The organism is Micrococcus sp. R8502A1, from assembly GCF_006704135.1.
In the GTDB taxonomy this organism is placed as follows: domain Bacteria; phylum Actinomycetota; class Actinomycetes; order Actinomycetales; family Micrococcaceae; genus Micrococcus; species Micrococcus luteus.
The window spans coordinates 1-22,662 of the sequence record NZ_VIGS01000037.1; the positions used below are offsets into that span (position 1 = coordinate 1).

A 22,662-nucleotide genomic window follows, 5' to 3' on the forward strand; every position below is an offset into this window, starting at 1 on the left:
TCTTAAGTCGATGTGTCATGTGACGATGTTTGCGGGCAGCGGTGGCGGGTGGACTATTAGTCGTTGTGTGTTGTTTTAAGGTGAGGGCAACCCCCGAGATCTCCACTTATGCGCTCGTCGGCAGCGTCGGATGTGTAGAAGAGCCGGGGTGGGCCGTCGCGGCCCCGACGTCGTCTTTCCGTGTCCCGGGCCACTTGCTACCGTGAAACTCACAGAGAATTGCCAGGCCGCGCCAAGGGCCTGACCTGATGAGGAGGCCCCATGGAGTCCCGTCCACTCCCCCCGCCGCGCAATGTCAACGAGCACGTCTCCCGCTTCAACCCCCGAGCGGCCGCCCAGGAGTTCGAACACGAGCTCTCCCCGGGCATGCGTGACGAGCCGCTGACCGGCGGCGAGAACGTCAAGCGCATCATCGGCCTCGTGGCCGGCCCCCTGCTCGCCGTCGCCCTGTTCCTGCTGATGCCGGGCGACCTCGGCGTCTGGCCCCGCCTCGTCGCCGCCACCGCCGTGCTCATGGCCGTGTGGTGGATGACCGAGGCCCTGCCCATCCCCGCCACCGCCCTGCTGCCGCTCGTCATCTTCCCGCTCGGCGTGCCCGCCGAGGAGTCCGACGGCGGCATCACCTTCGACTCCATCGGCGCGAGCTACGGCAACAACATCATCTTCCTGTTCATGGGCGGCTTCATGCTCGCCCTGGCCATGCAGCGCTGGAACCTGCACCGGCGCATCGCGCTCGGCGTCCTGAAGTTCATGGGCGCCAGGACCGTGAACCTCGTCCTGGGCTTCATGATCGCCACCGGGTTCATCTCCATGTGGGTGTCCAACACCGCCACCGCCGTGATGATGCTCCCCATCGGCGTGTCCATCCTCGTGCTCGTCCAGCGCTACGGCACGGACGACGCCCTGACTGCGGACGAGACCGCGGACCCGGTCGACCGCCCCGCCGCGCCCGCCTCCGCGCCCGGCGAGGCCCCCACGCAGGCCGAGATCCGCTCCCTCACCAAGTCGAACTTCGGCACCGCGCTCATGCTCGGCATCGCGTACGCCGCGTCCATCGGCTCGCTCGGCACCATCATCGGCACCCCGCCCAACACCCTGCTCGCGGGCCACATGGCCGCCGAGCACGGCGTGGAGATCGGCTTCGGCCAGTGGATGCTGGTCGGCGTGCCGATCGCCGTCGTGCTGCTCTTCGCGTGCTGGTTCCTGCTCACCCGCGTGCTGTTCCGCCCGGAGATCGACGAGGTCCCCGGCGGCCGCGACCTGATCGCCGCCGAGCTGGCCCGCCTCGGCCGCATGAGCGCCCCCGAGGCCAAGGTCCTCGCCGTCTTCGTCCTCGCCGCGCTGGCCTGGATCACCGTGCCGCTGATCTCCGAATACGTCCTGGACCTGACGTCCCCGCTGCTCTCGGACGCGGCCATCGCCATCGTCGTCGGGCTCATCCTGTTCCTCCTGCCGGCCGGTGGCGGGGCCGGGCGCGGCGTGCGCCTGCTCGACTGGGAGGCCGCCAAGGAGCTGCCGTGGGGCGTGCTCCTGCTGTTCGGCGGCGGCCTGGCCCTGTCCGGTCAGTTCTCCAAGTCGGGCCTGTCCACGTGGCTCGGTGAGCAGGTCAAGGGCTTCGGTGACATCCCCGTGTGGGTGCTCGTGGTGATCGCCGCCGTCGGCATCCTGCTGCTGACCGAGATGACCTCGAACACGGCCACCGCGGCCACGTTCCTGCCGGTCGCCTCCGGCGTGGCCCTGGGCACCGGCGTCGCCCCGCTCATGCTGGCCGCGCCCGTCGCCCTCGCCGCGACCTGCGCGTTCATGCTGCCCGTGGCCACCCCGCCGAACGCCATCGCGTACGGCTCCGGCTACGTGACCATCGGCCAGATGGTGAAGGGCGGCGTGTGGCTGAACATCATCGCCGCCGTGCTCATCTCCCTCGCGTCGATGACCCTGCTCGTCTGGGTCTTCGGGCTCTGAGTCCCTGACCACCCGCCGGCCCGGAACGCCGAGGCCCGGAACGCCGAGGCCCGCAGACGCGCCGCGACGCCGGCGTCGTGACGGCGCGTCTGCGGGCCTCAGCGAGGAGACGAGGGGCGCGGTCAGGCGTCGGCGTCGCGGCGACGTCCGCCGAGCGAGCGGGACTCGTCACCCACCCGCTTGAGTTCGGCGCGCAGCTCCTTGGGCAGGGAGAAGATGATGTCCTCCTCGGCGGTCACCACCTCGTCCACCTGCCCGTAGCCGTACTCGGCCAGCAGCGCGAGCACCTCCTGCACCAGCACCTCGGGCACGGACGCGCCCGAGGACAAGCCCACGGTGGCCACGCCCTCGAACCAGGACTCGTCCACCTGGTTGGCGAAGTCCACGCGCTCGGCGCGGGAGGCCCCGTACTCCGCGGCGACCTCCTTGAGGCGCACCGAGTTCGAGGAGTTCGCCGAGCCCACGATGATCACCAGGTCGCACTCCGGCGAGATCGACTTGATGGCCGCCTGCCGGTTGGAGGTGGCGTAGCAGATGTCGTCCGAGGGCGGGTCCTGCAGGTGAGGGAACCGCTCGCGCAGCACGGAGACGATCTCGAGGGTCTCGTCCACGGAGAGCGTGGTCTGGGAGAGCCAGATCAGGTTGTCCGGGTCCTCCACCTGGACGGTCCGGGCCTCGGCGACGTCGTTGATCACCGTGGTGTGCTCGGGCGCCTCGCCGAACGTGCCCTCGACCTCCTCGTGACCGTCGTGGCCGATCAACAGGATCCGCTTGTCCTGCTTGGCGAAGCGCACGGCCTCGCGATGCACCTTGGTCACGAGCGGGCACGTGGCATCGATGGTGCGCAGGTTGCGCTGGGCGGCCTCCTCGACGACGGCCGGGGACACGCCGTGCGCGGAGAACACGGTCAGGGCGCCCTCGGGCACCTCGTCCAGCTCGTCGACGAACACCACACCGCGGTCGGTCAGGGTGTCCACGACGTGCCGGTTGTGGACGATCTCCTTGCGCACGTACACGGGGGCGCCGTGGTGCTCGAGGGCCTTCTCGACGGCGACGACGGCGCGGTCCACACCGGCGCAGTAGCCACGGGGGGCGGCCAGCAGCACGCGCTTCTCACCGGACACGGGCGCGGCCGCCTCCACCTCCTCACGGGAACGACGAACGCGCGGGACCTGCGGCATCCCGAGGCCGACGGCGGACGGACGGGCGGAGACGGAGGGAGCGGACATGCCCTCCATGCTATCGGCCGGGACGCAGACCGGGCCCGGGCTTCGCCGCGGGCTCAGCGCGACGTGACGTGGGCGGCGCTGTGGGAGCGGCCCACCGCGGAGGAACCGTCCGCCCGGGCGGCACGGACCCGGCCACGCCGAGCGGCCCAGAGCTCGGCCAGGGCCAGCAGCAGGCCCGCGGCCAGCACGATCCAGCCCAGGGTGGTCAGGGTCTGGGGGTAGGGGGCGACGGCGGCTGCGAACGCCGGGCGGGCGGCCTCCTCCATCTGCTGGACGAACGCGGCCACCCCCGGGGAGGCCCCCTCGGGCGCCGTGAGGTGGACCGCGTCCGGACCCAGGCGGGCGCCGCCGATCAGCCCGCCGGCCAGGGCGACCGCACCCGCCACGGCCACGGCGAGACCCCGTCGCCCTCGGGGGGCAAGCAGCAGGGCGCCCACGAGCGCCAGCACGGACGCGGCGGCGGCCCAGCGCCAGTGCGCGGAGGCGTCCACCCAGCGGTGCACGGTGGCCCGGTCCGTGCCGGCCAAGGCGTCGATGCGCGCGTCCATGCGCAGCGCGGTGCTGTCCCGCAGGTCCGCGGCGCGGTCGTACAGGGGTGCCAGCAGCGTGTCCGCGGCCCAGTCGCCGACGTCCGCGCCCGCGATCGTCTCCAGCAGCGCCTGCCCGGGCAGGTCGAACCGGTCCTCGCGCAGGTCACGTTCGATGTCGCCCAGGGCGGCGGTGATCCCGGACTGTGCTACGGGACCGAACGGGATGGTCACGTCCGCACCCGAGCCGGGCTCGTCCGCGCCCTGCGGGTCCTCGAGCTGGGCGAGCCAGGCGCGCCGGGCCTCGTCAGCGGTGTCGGACCAGCCCTGCACCACCTGCGGGTCGTCCGCCACACGCTGGGCCAGCGGGCGCAGCAGGTCCTCGGCCACCTGGGCCAGCGGGCCCGGCACCTGCTCGGGGATGGCGTCGTGCACGACGTCGTCGATCACCCCCGGCACGGCGGCGCGGACCTCGGGGTCCACGGCGACCTGCTCCGTCACCCCGCGCAGCAGCTCCGGGCGGTGCGTCGCCTCGTCGACGAGGGCACCGGCCGTCGCGAGCACCGCCAGCAGGCCCGCCAGGGCTGCGAGGAGGAAGCTGAGGGTGGTGCGCATGAGGTCCTTTCCGTTCCGTTCCGACCCCGTCGAGCGTACTGATCCTGGCCGGACGTTCCCCGGTCTGAGCGCCCGACCGGGCCGGCGGCGGGTCCGGGGGACGCCCGGGCGCCGTCTTGCGCGTCCGGCGAGGGCGGTACGGTGGGCCCGTGCCCGGGCGGACCGGGCGCGGACAGGAGGGACCCGGATGGACCAGCCCGTGACCGAGGGCGCCCCGGCGGCGTCGGACGTGCCCGGCTCGGCGCCCGCCCGCGCGGGCGAGACCTCCGCCGAGCGGCCGTGGCCCCTGCGCCGGTTCTCCGAGAACCTCAAGGCCCACATCGAGCGCGCGCCCGCCACGTGGATCGAGGGCCAGCTCATCGAGTTCAAGAACAACCGCGGCAACGTCTACATGACCATGCGGGACCTCGAGGAGGAGGTCTCCCTGCCGCTCACCGCCTGGCGGAACGTCGCCACGACCCTGGACGGGACCGTCCAGCAGGGCTCCCGCGTGGTGGCGCGCGTGAAGCCGAACTTCTGGCTCAAGGCCGGGCGCCTGTCCATGAACGTACAGGAGATGCGACCGGTCGGCCTCGGCGATCTGCTGGCCCGCGTGGAGCTGCTGCGCCGGGCCCTCGCCGAGGAGGGGCTGACCTCCCCCGCGCGCAAACGACCCCTGCCCCTGCTCCCCCACCGGATCGGGCTCATCACCGGCCGCGACTCGGACGCGAAGAAGGACGTGCTGCGCAACACCCTGCTGCGCTGGCCCGCCGCCGAGTTCGAGATCCGTGAGGTCGCCGTGCAGGGCGCCGAGGCCCCTCGTCAGGTGGCCGCCGCCCTCGCCGAGCTCGACGCCGACCCGGCCGTGGACGTCATCGTCATCGCCCGCGGCGGCGGCGCGCTCGAGGAGGTCATCCTGCCGTTCTCAGACGAGGCGCTGGTGCGCGCCGTGGCGGCGGCGCGCACGCCCGTCGTCTCGGCGATCGGCCACGAAGCGGACCGCCCGGTCCTCGACGACGTCGCCGACCTGCGCGCCTCCACGCCCACGGACGCGGCCAAGCGGATCGTCCCGGACGCGGCCCAGGAGGCCGCGGGACTCGCCGACGCGCGCCTGCGGCTGGCCGCGGCCGTCGAGCGCCGCGTGCGCGCCGAGGCCGAGGGGCTCGCGGCCCTGCGCTCCCGGCCCGTACTGGCCCGTCCGCACGTGATGGTGGACACCCGGCAGGAGGAGACGGACCGGTGGCGCGAGCGCGGCCGGTCCGCCCTGGGCCACCGGCTCGTCCGCGAGGAGGACGCACTCACGCAGCTGCGCGCCCGCGTCCGCGCCCTGTCCCCGCAGCGCACCCTGGACCGCGGCTACGCCGTGGTCCAGCACGCCGGACAGGTCGTGCGCGACGCGGACCAGGTCGCCCCGGACGACCGGCTCGACATCCTCGTGGCGGTCGGGCGGATCGCCGCAGACGTCGTCGCGACGCATCGGCCCACCCCGACCCCATCCCACGAGAGGACACGACAGGCATGAGTGAACAGGGCATGGAGCAGACGCAGGACCCGGGCCGCCCCAGCGGCGTGGAGGGCTTCACCTCCGCGGACGTCTCGGACGTGGCCCGGATGAGCTACGAGCAGGCGCGCGCCGAGCTGATGGAGACCGTGGGGAGGCTGGAGGCCGGTGGCGCCGGCCTCGAGGAGTCCCTGGCCCTGTGGGAGCGCGGGGAGGCGCTGGCCGACCGTTGCCAGGCCTGGCTCGACGGCGCCCGCGCCCGCCTCGACCAGGTGCGCGGCGAGGCCGCCCCCGACGTCGACTGACCACGCCCCCCACTTTCGTTCGGGAAACGGCGGCCTTCGGGGCGCTTTCGTTCGAAAAACGGCGGCCTCCGCGGCGCTTTCGGTCGAGAAACGGCGGGGGCGGGGGCCATCGGCCCCCGCCCCCACGCGGCTTGCTCCCGACGTCGGTCAGGCGGTCTGGTCCTCGTGCTTGCCCTCGCCCAGCTCCTCCACGAGCTTGGCGTTGAAGGCGTCGAGGTCGTCCGGGGTGCGCGAGGTGGTCAGCCCGTTGTCCACGACGACCTCCTCGTCCACCCACTGGGCGCCCGCGTTCTTCAGGTCAGACTCCAGGGACGCGTAGCTGGTCAGACGGCGACCGTCCACGACGCCGGCCTCGATCAGGGTCCACGGGGCGTGGCAGATGGCCGCCACCGGCTTGTGCTGCTCGAAGAAGGCACGCACGAACGCCTGGGCGTCCGTGTCGATGCGCAGGGCGTCCGCGTTCAGGGTGCCGCCCGGCATCACGAGGCCGTGGAAGTCCTCGGCCTTGGCGTCCTTCACCGTGGTGTTCACCTCGAAGGACTCGCCGTGCTCCCAGTCGGACTTCATCGCGGTGATGGTGCCGGACTTCGGGGAGACGAGCACGGGGGTCGCGCCGGCGGCGATCACGGCCTCCCACGGGGAGGTCAGCTCGACCTGCTCGACACCGTCGGTCGCGAGGAACGCGACCGTCTTGCCGGTCAGCGGGGCGTTCTGGACAGCGTTCTCAGTCATGGGTCCACCTTTCGGATCGGGTCCGGCACGCCTCTGCGGCGCCCGGTGTTCCTCCATCCACTCACCGCGGCCCCGGGCCTGGCAAGGTCCGACCACCACTGCCCCACCCACCGCGACGACGGCGGCGCTCAGCCCGCCAGCAGGCGACGGCGGGCCGCCGCGACGTCGAAGTCCGCCTCCGGCCAGTCCAGCCCCATCCCCTGCAGGGTCTCGATGATCAGCTGCTGCACCGCCAGCCGCGCGAACCACTTGCGGTCCGCCGGCACGATGAACCACGGCGCGTCCTCGGTGTCCGTCCGCTCGATCGCGATCCGGTACGCGTCCGTGTACTGGTCCCAGTACGCGCGGTCGTCGAGGTCGCCCTCGCTGAACTTCCAGTGCTTCGTGGGGTCGTCCAGGCGGGCCAACAGGCGCTCGGCCTGCTCCTCCGGCGAGATCCGCAGCATCACCTTGATGATCCGCGTCCCGGCGGCGCGCACGGCCGCCTCGAACTCGCGGATCGCCCCGTAGCGCTCCTCTACCTCGGCCAGCGGGGAGAGCCCGCGCACGCGGTGCACGAGCACGTCCTCGTAGTGCGAGCGGTCGAACACGGAGACCAGGCCGGGCCGCGGCAGGTGCGGTCGGATGCGCCACAGGAAGTCGTGGGCGCGCTCCTCCGGGGTCGGCGCCTTGAACGCGTGCAGGTGGACGCCCTGCGGGTCCATCGCCCCGATCACGTGGCGCATGATCCCGCCCTTGCCGGCGGTGTCCATTCCCTGCAGGATCACCAGCAGGGACGGCACCTCCCCCACGGGCGCGTCGCGCACCGACTGGGCGAACAGCAGCTCCTGCAGGTCGGCGAGCGCCCGGCCGCGCGCGGCCAGGTCCCTCTTGCCCTTCGCCTTGTCCCCGCCGTAGCCGGGCGTCGCGGCGGCGTCGACGTCGGCCGGGCCTCGGACCTCGTCCCCGCGGCGGGCGGCGAACAGCTCCCGCGCGGGGGCGTCCAAGACGCCGTAATCGGTGGCACGGGCGGGCCGGCCCGCCGCGGTGGCCGGGGTGTCAGCCATGGCGCTCCCTCCAGTCCTCGAGGAAGTCCTCGAGGCGGTCCAGGGCCACGCTCAGGTCCTTCACGCTGGGCAGCGTGACGAGCCGGAAGTGGTCGCTGTGCGGGTAGTTGAACGCCCCGCCGTGCGAGACGAGGATCTTCTTCGCCCGCAGCAGCTCGATGACGAACGCCTCGTCGTCGTCGATCGCGTAGACCTCCGGGTCCAGCCGCGGGAACAGGTAGAGGGCGCCGTGGGCCGGCTGCACGGACACGCCGGGGATGGCGTTCAGGCGGTCCTGGGCGAGGTTGCGCTGCTCGAGCAGCCGACCGCCGGGCAGGACGAGGTCGTTGATGGACTGGTAGCCGCCCAGTGCCACCTGGATGGCGTGCTGCGCGGGCACGTTGGCGCACATCCGCATGTTGGCCAGCAGGGTCAGGCCCTCGAGGAAGTCGGCGGCCCGGTGCTTCGGCCCGGACACGGCCACCCAGCCGGAGCGGTAGCCCGCCACCCGGTATGCCTTGGACAGGCCGGAGAACGTCAGGGTGAGCACGTCGTCGGACAGGCCGGCGGCGTTGATGTGGCGGGCGCCGTCGTAGGTGATCTTCTCGTAGATCTCGTCCGCCATGAGGACGAGGTGGTGGCGGCGGGCGACGTCCACGATGCCCTGCAGCACGGCGCGGGAGTAGACCGCGCCGGTGGGGTTGTTCGGGTTGATCAGGACGATGCCCTTGGTGCGCTCCGTGACGAGGGACTCGATGTGCTCGAGGTCGGGCTCCCAGCCCTCCTCCTCGACGCAGCGGTAGTGCACCGCCCGGCCCCCGGCCAGGGTGGTGGCGCCGGTCCACAGCGGGTAGTCGGGCGAGGGGACGAGGATCTCGTCGCCGTCGTCGACCAGGGCCTGCAGGACCATCGTGATCATCTCGGACACGCCGTTGCCGATGAACACGTCGTCCACGCCGATGTCCCGGATGCCCCGGGACTCGTAGTACTGCGAGACGGCGGTGCGCGCCGAGTAGATGCCCTTGGAGTCCGAGTAGCCCTGCGCGTGGGGCAGGTGCTGGTGCATCGCCGCCAGGACGGCGTCCGGCGCCTCGAAGCCGAACGGGGCCGGGTTGCCGATGTTCAGCCTCATGATCCGGTGGCCCGCGGCCTCCATCCGCTGCGCCTCCTCCAGGATGGGGCCGCGCACGTCGTAGCGGACGTTCAGCAGCTTGGCGGACTGGCGGATCTGGCGGGGATGCGGGGTCGGCATGCCCCCATCATGGCACTCCCCGGGCGGTGTGCATCACAGTCGAGCTCGTGCGACGCGGGCCGGCACCCCTCCCCCGTGCGGGCTCAGAACCAGGAGCCGCGGGGCACGAACCAGTCCTCGGGCGCGTCCTCCAGGCCGTGGTCCACCAGCCAGTACTGCGCGGCCTCGGCGACCGGAAGCGGGTCGTCGCCCGTGGTGAGCCGTTCGAGCTCGCGCAGGCCGTCGCCGTCGAGGGCGGACATCACCTCGGCGATGCGCCGTTCGGCGTCGTCGTCCAGCGTCGCGGCGGAGCCGACGGCGGTCAGCCGCCCCTCGGGGAGCACGCGGCCGTCGTCCTCGAGCGGGACGAGCGAGTTCGCGTCGATCTCCGGATCCGTGCGGGTCAGCAGCGCGACCTGGGCCTCATCCGCGACGACGGCGGCGCTCGGGTCCTCGGTGTCGGCCAGCCAGGTCTCGGGTCGGCAGCCGGCGAGCCGGTCCAGGCGGGCGCGCAGGGCCGTGGCCGCGTCCGGATCCGCCGCGGCGGTCAGGGGCGGGGGTGCGACGGCGGTGAGTGACTCGCACCGGCCGTTGAGGTCCGTGATCGACTCGAGCTCGAGCCGGGCCGCGGTCGTCTGGGTGACGACCGCGGTCAGGCGCAGCACGCCCGCCGACGAGGACAGCGCCGCCGGGGCCTCGTCCTGCGGTGTCCCCGCCGCGGCCGTCTCCTCGGCGAGCAGCGTCTCGAGGACGCGCCCGGCCGCCGGGGCGTCCGCCGCGGGGTCGCCGACGGGCAGCGCGGTGGGGCTCGGGGCGGCGGTGGAGGCGGTGGCTGAGGGGGTGGGCACGGTGCCCGTGGACGTGCCGGCCTCCGTCCCGGTCGGCGTCGGCGTGGGCGTCGGCGTGGGCGGGGACGGCAGCGCCGCTGCGGGGTCGGCGGCGGCGGCCAGGGCCAGGGTGTCCACGACGGCGACCGTGTCCCCGCCGGCGGCGGACCACGCGGGCTGTTCCACGGCGACGCCGTCCTCGTCCGCCACGGCGTGGCCGTGCAGGCGCAGGTGACGGGCCAGGACCGCCGCGACGGCGGCCTCCAGGCCCTCGCCGCCGTGCACGACCGTGATCGGCGCGCCTGACGCCGAGGGCGTCGGCGGGGCGTCCGCCTGCGGCGCGCACGCCCCCAGGGCCAGCGACAGCACGAGGGCGGAGGCGGCGAGGGCCGCGGGGCGGCTCACGCGGCCACCCCGGCACGGGCGAGCGCCTCGGTGACCCAGGAGGCGGTGCGCAGCCCGCTGAGCTCCGCGAGGTCGAACCAGCGCGCGTCCGTCGAGGATCCCCCGACCTCAGGGCGCAGGACGCCGCCCGTGATGCGGGCGGTGTAGAGGACCTGCACGGTGAGCAGCGGCAGCGGCTCGCCCCGCAGGCGCTTCTCCGCCGGGATCGTCCCGGTCGTGACGCCCAGCAGGCCCGTGAGCTCGGCGGTGTGGCCGGTCTCCTCCCAGACCTCGCGCAGGCACGCCTCCTCCGGGCTCTCGCCGAGCTCGATGCCGCCACCGGGCAGCGTCCACTGCAGGAACTCGGGCCCCTGCCACGAGCTGAGCAGGACGCGGCCGCCGTCCACGATCAGGGCGTAGGCGCCGGCGCGCGTCTGGAACGGGCCGGCGGGGTGCACTCCGGCGGCATCCGGGGCGGCGGGGGTGGTGCTCATGGCTGCGGGCTCCTGGCGGCGGTGGGACGGCCCGCGGCGGGCGACGCTGCGGGCCCGGCCAGTCTACGAGCACCGCCCACCGCGAACAGCGGCACGGCCCACCGACCCGCGCCCTAGGCTGGAGGACCACCCGTCCCACCCCCGGAAGGAGCAGCGCCCGTGGACACCCCGCAGGACCCGCCCTGCCGGGACGACACCTCCGGCGGCCCCGTGGAGCCGGCCGTCGACGCCGCCCTGGACCGGGTGCACGCCCTGCTCCGGCAGGCCCGCGTCACCGCGGCGCCCGACGCCCCGACCGCCCTGGACGCCCGCGGCTGGTGGGAGCTCTCCCTCGAGGCCGCGCTGCGCGACGAGCCCCGGGAGTCCGCCCGCCTCGCCGACTCCGGCCTGGCCGCGCTCGGGCCCGGTCAGGACGACGTCCGCCTCGCCCTGCTGCGGGCGCTCGCGGTCGCCGCGGGCCAGGTCGGGGACGAGGCGGCCCTGACCCGCTGGGTGGAGGCCCGGGCGGCGCTGCTGCGCCACCTCGGCCGGCCCCGGCAGGCCGGGCTCGAATCCCAGCTCGGTGCCGCCCTCGTGCGTGATCCGGACACGGTCGAGGCGGCGGTGCTGGCCGGCGTCGTGGAGGACGAGCCGGGCGCTCCCGGCGAGGACCCCGGGGACACCGCCCTGCCCGAGGCCGCCCTGGCCCTGGCCGTGCACCGCGTGCACACCGGGGACCTGGACGCCGCGCTCGAGCTGGCCCGCCGCGTCATCGGCGTCCTGGGCGGGCTGCGCGCGGCCGGTGCCCTGCTGCCCACCGGCTCGTGGTCCAGCGCGCATCTGCTGCTCGCCCGCCTGCACCTGTGGCGGGGCGAGCACGCCGAGGCGGACGCGGCGGCCGCCGTCGTCACCGCGCTGCCCGCCGCCCGGGCCGTCCTGGCCTCCGCCACCACGGTGCGGGCGATCGCCGCCCACGAGCTGGACCGTCCGACGGCGGCCCTCGACCTGGCGCTCGAGGCGGCGGAGCGGATGGCCTCGGTCGGGCTGCGGCGCGGCGCCGCCTCCGCGGCGGCCCTGGCCGGGCGCGTGGCCGGCGACCTCGACGGGTACGAGGAGGTCGCCGTGGCCGCGTGGGAGCTGGCCTCCGTGCACGCGGAGAAGGCCGAGGCGCCGGAGGCCTCGAGCCTGAGCTACTGGTGGGCGCACCAGCTCGTGCTCGCCGGCCGCGCCGACGAGGCCGAGCCCCTGCTCGCCCGGCTGGTGCGCCGCGAGGCCACCCACGGCCGGGACGTCGAGCAGGCCCGTGCCCTCGTGGACCTCGGTCACGCCCACCACGACCAGGACCGCGCCGAGAACGCGCTGCCCCTGTGGCGGGAGGCGGCCGGCCTGTTCGAGGCCCACGGCCAGTGGGAGGACGCCGCGCGCACGCTCCTGGCCGCCGGCGCCCTCGTGAACCGCGAGCGCGACGAACGCACCCGGCCCTCCGCCCTCGACCTGTTCGAGCGGGCGGTCGCGGCCGCGCGCCAGGCGGTGGACGAGGACCCGGCGGTGCTGCCGGCCGCGCTGCACGCGCACGGGTACCTGCTGTGCGAGTCCGGCCAGGCGGAGGGCCTCGACCTCCTCGAGGAGGCGCTCGCCCTCGTGCGGGACGCCGGCGCCGACTGGCAGGTGGCCGACTACACGGACACCCGCGCCCGTGCCCTGTGGTCGCTCGAGCGGGGGCCGGAGGCGATCGCCACCGCGCTGCAGGCCGCCGACCTGTTCACCGCCGCCGGGGACCGCGAGGGCGCCGCGCAGGCCGAGCTCTTCGCCGCCTACGTGGTGGCCGAGGACGGCAGCCCCGAGCAGGCCGCGACGCTCTTCCGCCTGGTGTGCGACTCCACCGACTCCACGCTCGTGCGCCTCGGCGCGCTCACGGGCCTGCACCAGTGCCTGTCCGCCTTCGGGGACCACGACGGCGCCGCGCGCGTCCGGGACGAGCTCGACGCGCTCCGGGAGGGGCTCGGCGCGGACTGACCGCCGCTCGAGGGAGTGGCCCGGCCCGACGGCCCGGCCAGACGGTGGCGGCAGCCGTCGCGGGTCAGAGGCCGACGCGGGCCAGGGCGGCGTCGGCGGCGGCCCGGCGGGCGGACCGCACGGCGCGGGGCGCGGTCGGCTGGGCCGCGAGGGCGGCGAGCACGGTCGCGACGCGGGCGGCCAGCGCCACCTCGTCGACCTCGCTGCGGGCGTGGCGCCGGAACCGCTCGGCCACGGCGCGCAGCGCGGCGCCGCCGGCGCCGAGGTCCACGGCGCCCGCCTCGAGATGGGCGATCAGGACGGCCCAGTCGTCCACGCGGTGTCCCATGCCCAGGTCGTCGGCGTCCAGCACGCCGGTGATCCGCTCCCCCGCCGCGTCCACGTGCAGGTTCCCCGGGTGCAGGTCGCCGTGCACGGGCACGCGCGGGCCGGGGTCCCCGGCCGCGAGCGCCGCGCGGAGCCGCTCCACCCGGGCGGCGGCCTCGTCCTGGGCTTCGGGGTCCAGCACGACGGCGGCCCACGTGGCGTGCTCGAGCAGGACGGCGGGTCCGCCGTCGTCCGCGTCGGCGCCCCCGGCCGCCCCGGCCGTGGGGCCCGCCGGGCCGGGAGGCTCCTCGGGCACCGGCGGCAGCCGGTCCAGCAGCGCGGCGACCCGCGCGGGGTCGAGCGCGGCGGCCTCGGGCCCGGCCAGCAGCGCCCGCCAGGGCAGGCCCGGCACGCTCGCGAGCAGGAGCACCCCGCGCTCCGGCGCCGCGCGGACGGCGGGCACCGGCACCCCGGCCGCCCCCGCGGCGGCCTGCCGCCGGGCGACCCGTGCGGCGCGCGCGGGCGGGAGCACCTTCAGGAACGTGCGGGCCAGGACGCCGTCGTCGCCGGTCGCCTCGACGGCCAGGACCGCGCGGTCCCGCGGCCGGTAGCCGCGCCACGTGAGGCGGGCCCGGCCCGGCGCCGTGCCGAGCAGGGCCGCGAGCGCGTCCGGGTCGGCGGTCAGCGTGAGGCCTGGCAGGACGGGGTCGGCGGGGGCCCACCACCACAGGGTGCCGTCCTCCAGGATCCCGCGCTCGCCCGGGACGGGCGGGCACGCCGTGGCGGGGGCGGCGGGGTGCCGGGGGTCGCGGGCGAGGACGAGGGTGCGGGAGCGCACGCGGGCGTCGCCCGCGCGTCCGGTCATCACGTCCAGGTCCAGGACGCGCGCGAGCCGACGTCCCCGCTGCAGGTGCAGGGCGTCGGCTCGGGTGCGCAGCCAGCGCTCGCCCGACGCGCGGACGGCCTGGCGCGCGGCGGCTCGGTCGATGCTCACGGGCGCGGCCGCCCGGCGGGGCTCAGCAGGCCCGGCGCCGCGCCAGGACGTTGTCCAGGTCCAGGGCGGCGATGTCCTGCTCGGCGGCGGCGCTGATCTGATCGTCCGCCGTGCGCGCGGCGTCCTGGGGCCGGGTGTCCGCGCCGGTGGGGGCGGGGGTCTCGAGCGGCGCCGGCAGGGGGCGGGCCATCTCCGGGGCGTCCAGGTAGGTGGGGCGCGGCACCGTGGGGATGGTCACGGCGCGGTCCGCTGCGGGGGCGGCGGCGGAGGCGGTCACCACCACGGGCTCGGCCCGGGGCGCGGCGGGCGCGGCGGCCGGGCGCGGCGCCTCGGTCTCGAAGGCCAGCACGGTCTCCAGCACGCGGCGGTCCCGCTCGGGGTCCGCCGCCGGGGCCTGCCGCTCCTCGGCCGCAGGGGCGGCGGGGCGCGCCGGGACGACGACGGCGGCGGGCCGGGCGCGACGGGTGCGGTCGCGGACCGCGAGGGCCCGCAGTCCGGCCAGCCCGGCCACGGCGAACAGGAGCGACCAGCCGGCCAGGGACAGCGTGCCCGCGCCGAACGCCGCGGCGAGCCCGGCCACGAGGAACACGAGCAGGGCCACGAGGGCGGCGAGGAACAGCGCCGTGCGCCCCCACCGGATGTGCAGGCCGGTCCGGCCGCGGGCGGTGCGCGCCGCGTCGGCGGCGGCGCTCAGGCGGCCCGAGAACCGGGCGGTCAAGGCACGGACGGCGGGCGAGCTCTGCAGGCGGTGCATGAAGGACCTCGGCATCGACGGGCGGGCGGGGGCGGACGCGAGACGATGGCGGCGCAGCACGAGCCGCCAGGCCAGGAAGGCCACGAGGGCCACGATGACCAGCGACGCGCTCACCCGGGCGTCGGCCAGCGCGTCGAGCGCGGCCTGCACGGCCCTCGTCGGCGCGGTGGTCTCGTCCATGCGGTCAGCCTAGCGCCGGGGGCGGACCGGTCCGGCCATCGCGGCGTGTCCGCACTCGGCGTGTCCCGTCGACCGCTCAGGGGCGCGGCCGGGAGGCCAGCCACCGGGCCAGCAGGCCGTCGGGGACCTCCTCGGCGGTCACCGCGAACGTCCGGTGGTCCCGCCAGGCGCCGTCCACGTGCAGGTACGCGCGCCGCAGGCCCTCGTCGCGCAGGCCGAGCTTCGCCACGACCCGCAGGCTGGCCGCGTTCTCCGGGCGGATGTTGACCTCGACCCGGTGCAGACCGGCGCTGCGGAACGCCCAGTCCGTCGCCATGGCCACGGCCGTCGGGGTCAGCCCCCGGCCGGCCTCGCGACGGTCGATCCAGTAGCCGATCGAGCCGGAGAGCACCGAGCCGTACTGGATCCCGCCCAGGGACAGCAGCCCCACCAGGCGGTCCCGGTCCGGGCGGTCGTCGTCGAGGGCCATGCCCCACGTGTAGGCGCTGCCGTCCCGGCCCTGGCGGCCGTGCCAGCGGACCATCTGCCCGAACGACGCCGGACCCGCGCCCGGCACGGGGCTCGTCGCGTCCCACGGCGTCAGCCACTCCCGGTTGTGCGCCCGCTGCTCCTCCCACGCCTCCCGGTCCCGCCGCCGCAGCGGCCGCAGGGCGAGGGTGCCGTGCCGCAGGGTCACGGGCCAGGGGGAACGCTGCCAGGACATGGCGTCGATCCTATGCGCGGCCGGGCGCGGCACCGGTGCGGCGGGCATCATGGGGACATGCGCACTCCCCCTCCCGTGCCCGAGCCCGCCGCCACGGGCCCCGTCGCCGGCGTCGACGACGTCGTGGACGCCAAGGCCGCCCTGCGTGCGCGCCTGCGCACCGCCCGCCGCGACCGCTCCCCTGCGCGCCGCGCCGCCGAGTCCGCGGCCGCCGTCGAGCACCTGTGGGCGTGGCTGGGCCCGCGCGTGGCCGCGGCGACCGCGGACGGGACCGCCCCGGTGGTGGCCACCGTGCTGCCGATGGCCACCGAGCCGGACACCGGTGGGCTGCGCGCCCGCCTGCTGGCCGCGGGGGCGCGGGTGCTCGTCCCCGTGATCGAGCCGGAACGACGCCTGAGCTGGGCCTCCTGGCACCCGGGCGTCGCGACGGCGCGCGCCGCGAACGCCCCCGTGGACGAGCCCGTGGGCGAACGGCTCGGGACCGACGCGCTGGCGGCGGCGACCGCGGTGGTCATGCCGGCGCTCGCGGTGGCCGAGGACGGGATGCGCCTGGGCCAGGGCGGGGGCTACTACGACCGCTTCCTCGCCGAGCTGCCGCGGAGCGTGCCGACCGTGGCCCTCGTGTTCGAGGACGAGCTGCTGCCGGCAGGCGCCATCCCTGCCGAGCCCACGGACCGGCCCGTGGACGGCGTCGTCACCGCGGCCGGGATGCGCTGGGTCTGAGCCCGGCCCGCGGCGCGGAGTAGCATCGGGGGTCGGATCCCCCCAGAACCGCGCGCCCCGGCGCGCCCCGAGCGAGCTGGAGCTGAGCATGCCCACCTACGCCTACCGCTGCAAGGACTGCGGCCACGCCTTCGACGTCGTCCAGGCCTTCACCGACGACGCCCTCACCGAGTGCCCCGCGTGCGGCGGCGTCCTGCGCAAGCAGTACGGCTCGGTCGGCGTGAGCTTCAAGGGCTCCGGGTTCTACCGGACCGACTCGCGCTCCGGCACCGGGGGCACCGGCTCGGCCGGCGGATCGACCTCGGACTCGGCCGCCGGGTCCTCGACGTCGTCGACGTCGTCCTCGTCCTCCGCCGCCGCGGACTGACCCGGCCGCACCGGGCCGGCTCAGCCCCAGTGGGGCGGGCGCTGCTCGCGCAGCCAGCGGTCACGCTCGGCCTCGGCCGCACCGGTCTCGACCCCGGCCCTGTCCCCGGTCGGTGCGGTCGCCGGCGACGTCCCGGCCTGCCCGCTCAGCCGGGGCATCTCGGGCAGGCGCGGCTCGCGGCCGTCGGCGGCTGCCGGGCCGGTGCCCGGGGCGTCCGCCCGGCGCGGGCCGCGGCGGCGCGGCGCGCCGTCAGCGGACATCGTCGTCGGTCTCGTCCGTCTCGTCCGCCGGCTCCACGCCCAGCCGGTCGGCCAGCTCGCGGGCCACGGACTCCGGGTCCGCGAACACGTCGATCGCCCACAGGGTCCGGGGCTCCCAGCCGCGGGCCTCGAGCCCCTCGGGCAGGGTCCGCGAGCGCTGCCGCACCGTGAGGGCGCGGTACACCTCGCCGCCGTCGCCGGCCAGGGCCAGCGGACGGGGCGCCTCGTCCGCGCGCGGATCGAGCACGGCCAGGTCCATGACGCCGGCGTAGCGGGGCAGGACGCGGGCGCCGTGCTCCTCGAGCCGGTCGCGCAGATCGGCCAGCAGCGGATCGCCCACCGTGCCCACCGGGTCCGCGGCGTCGTCGCCCAGGTAGGCCTCGAGCAGCCGCAGGAACCAGAGGGCGCCGCCGTCGAGCCGGTCCTCGTCCAGGTCCGCGGCGCGCAGCGCGGAGACGAGGTGCAGGCGCCGGCGGGCGCGGGTGAGCGCGACCGTGACCATGCGCTCGCCGTCCGGGTCGGAGAAGGCGCCGAAGTGGTGCACCACGCGCCCGTGCGGGGTGCGGCCGTAGCCGGGGGTGAGGATCACGGCGTCGCGCACCACGGAGGCGGCGCGCACGACCGGCACGATCACGAACGGCTCGGCCTCGGCGGCGTCCTCGCCGCGGCCGCGGGCGAGGAACTCGTGGGCCCACGGCGCCTGCGCGGCCGTGGCCTGCACGGCGGCGGCCACGCGGCGGGCGTGCTGCTCGGACACCGTGACCACGGCCAGGGACTGGTCGGGCCGGTCGCGGATGTGCTCGAACACGCGCTCCACGGTGCGGGCGACCTCGGCGTTCGTGGACTCGACCACGTCGCCGCCGGTCATCGGGATGCCGGTGCCCTCGGGCAGGTACTCGGCCGTGACGGCACGATCCCGGCCGGTGGCCTCGCCCGCGGTGGGCAGCGCGTCCAGGGCGCCGTCATAGGCGAGCGCGGAGAGCAGGCGCACCAGGCGCCGCTCGAGGGGACGGTGCACGGTGCGCAGCGGCAGGGTGGGCAGCACCTCGTCCAGCGCGTCGTGGGCCGAGCGCAGCGGGCGCAGGGGCCCGGCGGTCGCCGTCGGGTCCACGGAGACCTGGAACGACTGCGGGCGCCCGATCACCGGGTCGCCGAGGGCCACCACCTGGGGCGCGCGGGTGAGCGCGCCCATCGCGGTGGCCAGGGCGGTCGCGTCGGCCTCCAGCAGCACGACGACGTCGGCGCGCCACTCCGGGGGGAACTCGGACAGGGCCATGGGCGAGGTGGTGACCACCGGCACGAGCGGCTGCAGGAGCTCGGGGGTGATCGTGGCCAGGGACTCGACCGTGGGGCTGCCCTGCTTGAGCAGGGTGCGCAGCACGGCCGCGTCCGCGCGATAGGTGCGCAGCGCCTCCCGCCAGCGCGCGGCCAACGCGGCGGAGAGCCGGGCGCCGCCGCGCTCGAGATGGGCGCGGTCCAGGTCGCGGAACCCGCGCTCGACCTCGGTCAGGTCCGCCCCGCTCATCATGGCGAGGAAGTCGTCCCCGGAGATCATCGCCTCGAGGGCGGACTGCCACCACGCGAGCTCGAGCTCGGCGGTCAGGGCCTCGGTGGGCACTTCCCGCTCGCGCAGGTCCTCGAGCAGCTCCGCCAGGCCGTGGTCGCGCAGGCTGTCCAGCACGAGGGTGCGCTCGGGCAGCGTGGCCAGGGTGTCGCGGTCCGCCACGAGCCCGTCGACGGCGGCCACGAGGTCGTCCACGTCGCGCTCGTCCAGCGGCCCCTCGGCCACGGCCTCGGGGGCGAGGACGCCCTCGAGCCGGCGCAGGTGCTCGCGCACCTGGCCGACGTGGCCCATCACGTGCTCGCCCTGGTCCGGCACCTGCGGGGGCGTGCCCGGCTCGGCGGCGTGGCGGTTCCAGTCCTCCAGGACGGCGGCGGCGTCCACGAGGGCGCCGTGCAGGTCCGTGGGCTGCACGCCCGGGCGGACCGCGTCCTTGGCCGCGCGGCGCAGGCGGGACCGGGCCACCGAGGACATCTCGACCAGGTGGAGGCGCCGCCACGAGCTGGTGGCGGTCGCCGCGACCAGCTGGGGCACGTCGAGGGAGAACACCTCGGGGGTGAACTCGGTGAGGGTGCGGGCCACGCGGCGGTAGAGGTCCGCCTGCTCCGCCCAGCCGGCCACCGTGCGCTCGGGGCGCAGGCCGGCCTGGGCGGCGGCGGTGTCCACGGCGCGTCGGGTGGTGTGCAGGGCCGCCGCCAGCTCGTCGGCCAGCTCCGAGGCGGCCTCGGTCTCCTGCACGTTGCGCACGCGGGCGCCGAACCAGCGGCTCTCGGTGGCGGCGGCCGAGAACGCGCCGAGCTCCCCGGCGCGCACGAGCTGCTCACCCACGGCCTGCCGGTTCACGGTGGAGTCCAGCACGGAGCGCTTGAGGCGCACGGTGGTGGCCGGCGGCGTCTCGAGCCCGGTCAGGGCGGCCAGGGCCTGCATCGCCTGGAACGGCGAGCAGCCCCAGCGGGGGCGGACGTGGTGCAGCGAGCCGACGTGCTCCTGCAGCCGGCGCCGCCGTTCGGTCAGCGCGGCCTCGTCCCGGGCGGTGTCGGGGTCCACGGCCCGCTCGGAGCGCAGGACGGCCTGCACGAGCTGGCGGCGGAGCAGCTCGGGGTCCGCGTTGGCGGGCACATCCAGCGCGATCGAGCGCAGGTCCGCCTCCTCGAGGCGGTCGAGCACGTCGGCCAGGGCGGCGGAGCGCTCGGCCACGACCAGCACGCGCCGGCCCTCCCAGGCCAGGCGCGCGGCCAGGGCGGCGGCGGTCTGGGTCTGCCCGGTGCCGGGGGCGGCCGCCACCACGAGGGAGTCCCCCGCCGCGGCGTGCTCGAGCACGCGCGCCTGGGCGGCGTCGACGTCGACGACGAGGCGCTCGTCGGCCGGGGCGACGTCGTCCTCCGCGGGCGCGCCCGTGGGCTGCAGCGCCGGCGGGCGCGGCACCATGCCGGTGCCGGCGTCGTACAGGGCCTGCACGACCGGCAGATCCTCGAGGGAGGCGGGCAGCGAGGCGGTCTCGCCGAGGTCCGCGAACGTGGAGACGAGCAGGCAGTCCTCGATGTGCAGGTCCGCGATCGCGGCGGTCTCCTCGCGCAGGCGGGCGAACGCGGGGGCGGGCTCGAGGCGCGCCGTGGCGTAGGCGGCCTGCTGGTACGCCTCGGGGTCCAGGGCGATGCCGTGGTGCCGGCGCAGATTCCGCACGAGCGCCGGGTTCAGGCGGGCCGGCTCGGTGATCTGGACCTCCAGCTCGTCCCGGCCCCGGGCGCCGCGGCGCACCGTCAGGGCCACGCGGGCCAGCAGCACGGGGGCGGAGCGGCGCTCCCGCCGGCCGTCCTCCTCAGCCGTCCACGTGGCCACGCCCACGGCGAGCGCCCCGACGTCGATGCCGCGTTCCTCCGCCAGCTCGCGGACCTTGGCGCGCAGGCCGAGGGAGACCTCGTGCGCCGCGTCCAGCACCGGGCCGGCCGGCAGCAGGGTGGACAGGCGGGTGCGCCGCCCCAGCAGCAGCTGCGAGACGCCGGAGGAGTTCGCCTCCGTGAGGTCGATGCTGTTGGCCGCCGAGGGCGCGAACCGCAGCATCGTGTCGTTCTCGGCACCCGAGCCCAGGGAGGACACCCAGGCGGCCGGGTCGGGGCGGGTCTGCCCCTCGTCGGGGCGTGCGGCGGCGCGGGCGCGGGCCAGGCGCGGGAACTCCTGCTCGGTCACGTGCGTGCGGTCCTTCCTCCGTCGCCTGGGTCCAGGCGGTCTTCGTGCGGACGGCCGCCCCGGTCAGGGGCGGCCGGATGCGGCGCCGGACGCGCCGCTCACTCCCACTCGATGGTGCCCGGCGGCTTGCTGGTCACGTCGAGCACGACCCGGTTGACGCCGTCGACCTCGTTGGTGATGCGGTTCGAGATGCGGGACAGGACGTCGTCCGGGATCCGTGCCCAGTCCGCCGTCATGGCGTCCTCGCTGGTGACGGGGCGCAGGACGACCGGGTGGCCGTAGGTCCGGCCGTCACCCTGCACGCCCACGGAGCGCACGTCCGCGAGCAGCACCACCGGGCACTGCCAGATCTGGCGGTCCAGCCCGGCCGCGGTGAGCTCGGCGCGCACGATCGCGTCCGCGCGGCGCAGCAGGTCCAGGCGCTCCTGGGTGACCTCGCCGATGATGCGGATGCCCAGACCCGGGCCCGGGAACGGCTGGCGGTGCACGATGCCCTCGGGCAGGCCGAGCTCGGCGCCCACGGCGCGGACCTCGTCCTTGAACAGCTCGCGCAGCGGCTCGCACAGCTCGAACTCGATGTCGTCCGGCAGGCCGCCCACGTTGTGGTGGGACTTGATGTTGGCCGCCCCGTCCCCGCCGCCGGACTCGACGACGTCCGGGTAGAGCGTGCCCTGCACGAGGAAGCGGACCTCGGTGGCGTCCGGGTCGTGCTCGGACTCGAGGACGATGTCCGCCTGCGCCTTCTCGAAGGTGCGGATGAACCGCTCCCCGATGATCTTGCGCTTGGCCTCGGGGTCGGTGACGCCGGCCAGCGCGGACAGGAAGTCCTCGCGCGCGTCCACCATCACGAGGCGGGCGCCGCCGTGGGCCTCGCCGAAGGCCTGCTCGATCTCGGCGGACTCGCCCTCGCGCATGAGGCCGTGGTCCACGTAGACGCAGGTGAGGCGGTCGCCGATGGCGCGCTGCACGAGGGCCGCGGCCACGGCGGAGTCCACGCCGCCGGACAGGCCGCAGATGGCCCGCTTGTCCCCGATCTGCTCGCGGATGCGCTCGACCTGCTCCTCGATCACGCCGCTGGCCGTCCAGTCCGCGCCCAGGCCCGCACCCACGTGCAGGAACTTCTCGAGCACCCGCTGGCCGCGGGAGGAGTGGCCCACCTCGGGATGCCACTGCACGCCGTAGATGCGGCGCTCGCGGTCCTCGAACGCGGCGACGGGGGCGCCCGCGGTGGAGGCCGTCACGGCGAAGCCCTCGGGCGCCTGCGTCACGGCGTCCCCGTGGGACATCCACACGACCTGCTCGAGGTCCTGGTCCGCGAACAGCACGGAGTCGGCATCCACCGAGTCCAGGCGGGTGGAGCCGTACTCCCGGGTGCCGGTCTTGGCCACGGTGCCGCCGAGAGCGTGCGCGATCGACTGGAAGCCGTAGCACAGGCCCAGCACGGGCACCCCGGCCTCGAGCAGCGCCGGGTCCAGCTGCGGGGCGCCGGGCTCGTACACCGACGACGGCCCGCCCGAGAGGATCAGCGCCGCGGGCTTACGCTCCAGGATCTGCGCCGCCGGGGTGGAGGCGGGCACGACCTCGGAGTAGACGTTGGCCTCGCGCACACGACGCGCGATGAGCTGCGCGTACTGGGCGCCGAAGTCCAGCACCAGCACCGTGGGCATCACGTCGCTGAGCGGGGCGGGGGCTGTCGCCTATACACATATGACGCGGCCGACGATCGGATAAGGGGAGACCACCAGTGGCTCGCCATTTTCACAACACATAACCCGATGCGGTATTTCGAGCGATATACAAAGTTTAAATAGATGGGGTAAG

At 75.8% G+C, this 22,662-nt stretch carries 19 protein-coding genes; 6 read left to right on the forward strand and 13 right to left on the reverse strand.

Annotated elements, in window-relative coordinates:
- Positions 1 to 261 precede the first annotated feature (261 nt).
- The gene (locus FLM69_RS07920; RefSeq protein ID WP_141843761.1) at positions 262 to 1,962 is read left to right on the forward strand and encodes a DASS family sodium-coupled anion symporter; all 1,701 of its coding nucleotides are present in this window, start codon (positions 262 to 264) and stop codon (positions 1,960 to 1,962) included.
- A 122-nt stretch (positions 1,963 to 2,084) separates the two neighbouring features.
- Here FLM69_RS07920 and FLM69_RS07925 read toward each other — a convergent pair whose 3' ends face one another.
- Both FLM69_RS07925 and FLM69_RS11685 read right to left on the reverse strand, forming a co-directional pair.
- On the reverse strand, positions 2,085 to 3,191 hold the full coding sequence (locus FLM69_RS07925; protein ID WP_141843763.1) for a 4-hydroxy-3-methylbut-2-enyl diphosphate reductase: 1,107 nt from the start codon (positions 3,189 to 3,191) through the stop codon (positions 2,085 to 2,087).
- Positions 3,192 to 3,244: 53 nt separating this feature from the next.
- Positions 3,245 to 4,333: a hypothetical protein gene (locus FLM69_RS11685; protein WP_141843765.1), complete on the reverse strand. Its 1,089-nt coding sequence runs from the start codon at positions 4,331 to 4,333 to the stop codon at positions 3,245 to 3,247.
- Between the two features lie 187 nt (positions 4,334 to 4,520).
- Between FLM69_RS11685 and xseA the strand changes: the two genes are divergently transcribed.
- Both xseA and FLM69_RS07940 read left to right on the forward strand, forming a co-directional pair.
- Entirely contained in the window at positions 4,521 to 5,834 is a 1,314-nt protein-coding gene (gene xseA, locus FLM69_RS07935; RefSeq protein ID WP_141843766.1) for an exodeoxyribonuclease VII large subunit, read from the forward strand.
- On the forward strand, positions 5,831 to 6,118 hold the full coding sequence (locus FLM69_RS07940) for an exodeoxyribonuclease VII small subunit (RefSeq protein WP_043281217.1): 288 nt from the start codon (positions 5,831 to 5,833) through the stop codon (positions 6,116 to 6,118). The genes xseA and FLM69_RS07940 overlap by 4 nt, the downstream gene beginning before the upstream one ends.
- Before the next feature lie 147 nt (positions 6,119 to 6,265).
- Here the strand turns inward: FLM69_RS07940 and FLM69_RS07945 are convergent, their stop codons facing one another.
- From FLM69_RS07945 to FLM69_RS07965, 5 genes are all read right to left on the reverse strand, one after another.
- A complete protein-coding gene (locus tag FLM69_RS07945) occupies positions 6,266 to 6,850 on the reverse strand; it encodes a type 1 glutamine amidotransferase domain-containing protein (RefSeq protein WP_141843768.1) in 585 nt (194 codons plus the stop codon).
- 128 nt (positions 6,851 to 6,978) lie between these two features.
- A complete protein-coding gene (locus tag FLM69_RS07950; RefSeq protein WP_141843770.1) occupies positions 6,979 to 7,896 on the reverse strand; it encodes a PPK2 family polyphosphate kinase in 918 nt (305 codons plus the stop codon).
- Positions 7,889 to 9,127 carry a pyridoxal phosphate-dependent aminotransferase gene (locus FLM69_RS07955; RefSeq protein ID WP_141843772.1) on the reverse strand — a complete coding sequence of 413 codons (1,239 nt, stop codon included), beginning with the start codon at positions 9,125 to 9,127 and terminating at the stop codon, positions 7,889 to 7,891. Before FLM69_RS07955 ends, FLM69_RS07950 begins: the two co-directional genes overlap by 8 nt.
- An 83-nt stretch (positions 9,128 to 9,210) precedes the next feature.
- A complete protein-coding gene (locus FLM69_RS07960; RefSeq protein ID WP_141843773.1) occupies positions 9,211 to 10,338 on the reverse strand; it encodes a glycine betaine ABC transporter substrate-binding protein in 1,128 nt (375 codons plus the stop codon).
- On the reverse strand, positions 10,335 to 10,811 hold the full coding sequence (locus FLM69_RS07965; protein WP_063190123.1) for an NUDIX hydrolase: 477 nt from the start codon (positions 10,809 to 10,811) through the stop codon (positions 10,335 to 10,337). Before FLM69_RS07965 ends, FLM69_RS07960 begins: the two co-directional genes overlap by 4 nt.
- Before the next feature lie 159 nt (positions 10,812 to 10,970).
- Here FLM69_RS07965 and FLM69_RS07970 point away from each other — a divergent pair, with 159 nt between their 5' ends.
- Complete coding sequence (locus tag FLM69_RS07970) at positions 10,971 to 12,806, forward strand: hypothetical protein (protein ID WP_141843775.1); 1,836 nt, start codon at positions 10,971 to 10,973, stop codon at positions 12,804 to 12,806.
- 64 nt (positions 12,807 to 12,870) lie between these two features.
- On the opposite strand, the gene FLM69_RS07975 is transcribed toward FLM69_RS07970, so the two are convergent.
- The 3 genes from FLM69_RS07975 to FLM69_RS07985 form a co-directional block, all read right to left on the reverse strand.
- Positions 12,871 to 14,106: a phosphotransferase gene (locus FLM69_RS07975; RefSeq protein WP_141843776.1), complete on the reverse strand. Its 1,236-nt coding sequence runs from the start codon at positions 14,104 to 14,106 to the stop codon at positions 12,871 to 12,873.
- Positions 14,107 to 14,128: 22 nt separating this feature from the next.
- Complete coding sequence (locus FLM69_RS07980) at positions 14,129 to 15,040, reverse strand: hypothetical protein (RefSeq protein WP_141843778.1); 912 nt, start codon at positions 15,038 to 15,040, stop codon at positions 14,129 to 14,131.
- Between the two features lie 76 nt (positions 15,041 to 15,116).
- Positions 15,117 to 15,743: a GNAT family N-acetyltransferase gene (locus FLM69_RS07985; RefSeq protein WP_141843780.1), complete on the reverse strand. Its 627-nt coding sequence runs from the start codon at positions 15,741 to 15,743 to the stop codon at positions 15,117 to 15,119.
- Between the two features lie 57 nt (positions 15,744 to 15,800).
- On the opposite strand from FLM69_RS07985, the gene FLM69_RS07990 reads away from it, so the two are divergent.
- Positions 15,801 to 16,466: a 5-formyltetrahydrofolate cyclo-ligase gene (locus FLM69_RS07990; protein ID WP_233569955.1), complete on the forward strand. Its 666-nt coding sequence runs from the start codon at positions 15,801 to 15,803 to the stop codon at positions 16,464 to 16,466.
- A gap of 88 nt (positions 16,467 to 16,554) precedes the next feature.
- Positions 16,555 to 16,833, forward strand: a complete 279-nt coding sequence (locus tag FLM69_RS07995) for an FmdB family zinc ribbon protein (RefSeq protein WP_049147734.1) — start codon at positions 16,555 to 16,557, stop codon at positions 16,831 to 16,833.
- 20 nt (positions 16,834 to 16,853) lie between these two features.
- On the opposite strand, the gene FLM69_RS08000 is transcribed toward FLM69_RS07995, so the two are convergent.
- The 3 genes from FLM69_RS08000 to guaA all read right to left on the reverse strand — a co-directional run bounded on the left by FLM69_RS08000 (position 16,854) and on the right by guaA (position 22,508).
- The gene (locus FLM69_RS08000; protein ID WP_141843782.1) at positions 16,854 to 17,093 is read right to left on the reverse strand and encodes a hypothetical protein; all 240 of its coding nucleotides are present in this window, start codon (positions 17,091 to 17,093) and stop codon (positions 16,854 to 16,856) included.
- The gene (locus FLM69_RS08005; RefSeq protein WP_141843784.1) at positions 17,083 to 20,841 is read right to left on the reverse strand and encodes a DUF4011 domain-containing protein; all 3,759 of its coding nucleotides are present in this window, start codon (positions 20,839 to 20,841) and stop codon (positions 17,083 to 17,085) included. Before FLM69_RS08005 ends, FLM69_RS08000 begins: the two co-directional genes overlap by 11 nt.
- 98 nt (positions 20,842 to 20,939) lie before the next feature.
- A complete protein-coding gene (gene guaA / locus FLM69_RS08010) occupies positions 20,940 to 22,508 on the reverse strand; it encodes a glutamine-hydrolyzing GMP synthase (protein ID WP_141843786.1) in 1,569 nt (522 codons plus the stop codon).
- Positions 22,509 to 22,662: the final 154 nt, after the last annotated feature.

Excerpts from the sequence above, each read along its gene's own strand:
- FLM69_RS07995 (WP_049147734.1), top strand. The coding sequence starts at position 16,555 with ATGCCCACCTACGCCTACCGCTGCAAGGACTGCGGCCACGCCTTCGAC.
- FLM69_RS07955 (WP_141843772.1), bottom strand. The coding sequence starts at position 9,127 with ATGCCGACCCCGCATCCCCGCCAGATCCGCCAGTCCGCCAAGCTGCTG.
- guaA (WP_141843786.1), bottom strand. The coding sequence starts at position 22,508 with ATGCCCACGGTGCTGGTGCTGGACTTCGGCGCCCAGTACGCGCAGCTC.
- FLM69_RS07925 (WP_141843763.1), bottom strand. The coding sequence starts at position 3,191 with ATGTCCGCTCCCTCCGTCTCCGCCCGTCCGTCCGCCGTCGGCCTCGGG.
- FLM69_RS07990 (WP_233569955.1), top strand. The coding sequence starts at position 15,801 with ATGCGCACTCCCCCTCCCGTGCCCGAGCCCGCCGCCACGGGCCCCGTC.
- FLM69_RS07965 (WP_063190123.1), bottom strand. The coding sequence starts at position 10,811 with ATGAGCACCACCCCCGCCGCCCCGGATGCCGCCGGAGTGCACCCCGCC.
- FLM69_RS11685 (WP_141843765.1), bottom strand. The coding sequence starts at position 4,333 with ATGCGCACCACCCTCAGCTTCCTCCTCGCAGCCCTGGCGGGCCTGCTG.
- xseA (WP_141843766.1), top strand. The coding sequence starts at position 4,521 with ATGGACCAGCCCGTGACCGAGGGCGCCCCGGCGGCGTCGGACGTGCCC.
- FLM69_RS07980 (WP_141843778.1), bottom strand. The coding sequence starts at position 15,040 with ATGGACGAGACCACCGCGCCGACGAGGGCCGTGCAGGCCGCGCTCGAC.
- FLM69_RS07920 (WP_141843761.1), top strand. The coding sequence starts at position 262 with ATGGAGTCCCGTCCACTCCCCCCGCCGCGCAATGTCAACGAGCACGTC.
- FLM69_RS07985 (WP_141843780.1), bottom strand. The coding sequence starts at position 15,743 with ATGTCCTGGCAGCGTTCCCCCTGGCCCGTGACCCTGCGGCACGGCACC.
- FLM69_RS07945 (WP_141843768.1), bottom strand. The coding sequence starts at position 6,850 with ATGACTGAGAACGCTGTCCAGAACGCCCCGCTGACCGGCAAGACGGTC.
- FLM69_RS07950 (WP_141843770.1), bottom strand. The coding sequence starts at position 7,896 with ATGGCTGACACCCCGGCCACCGCGGCGGGCCGGCCCGCCCGTGCCACC.
- FLM69_RS07940 (WP_043281217.1), top strand. The coding sequence starts at position 5,831 with ATGAGTGAACAGGGCATGGAGCAGACGCAGGACCCGGGCCGCCCCAGC.
- FLM69_RS08000 (WP_141843782.1), bottom strand. The coding sequence starts at position 17,093 with ATGTCCGCTGACGGCGCGCCGCGCCGCCGCGGCCCGCGCCGGGCGGAC.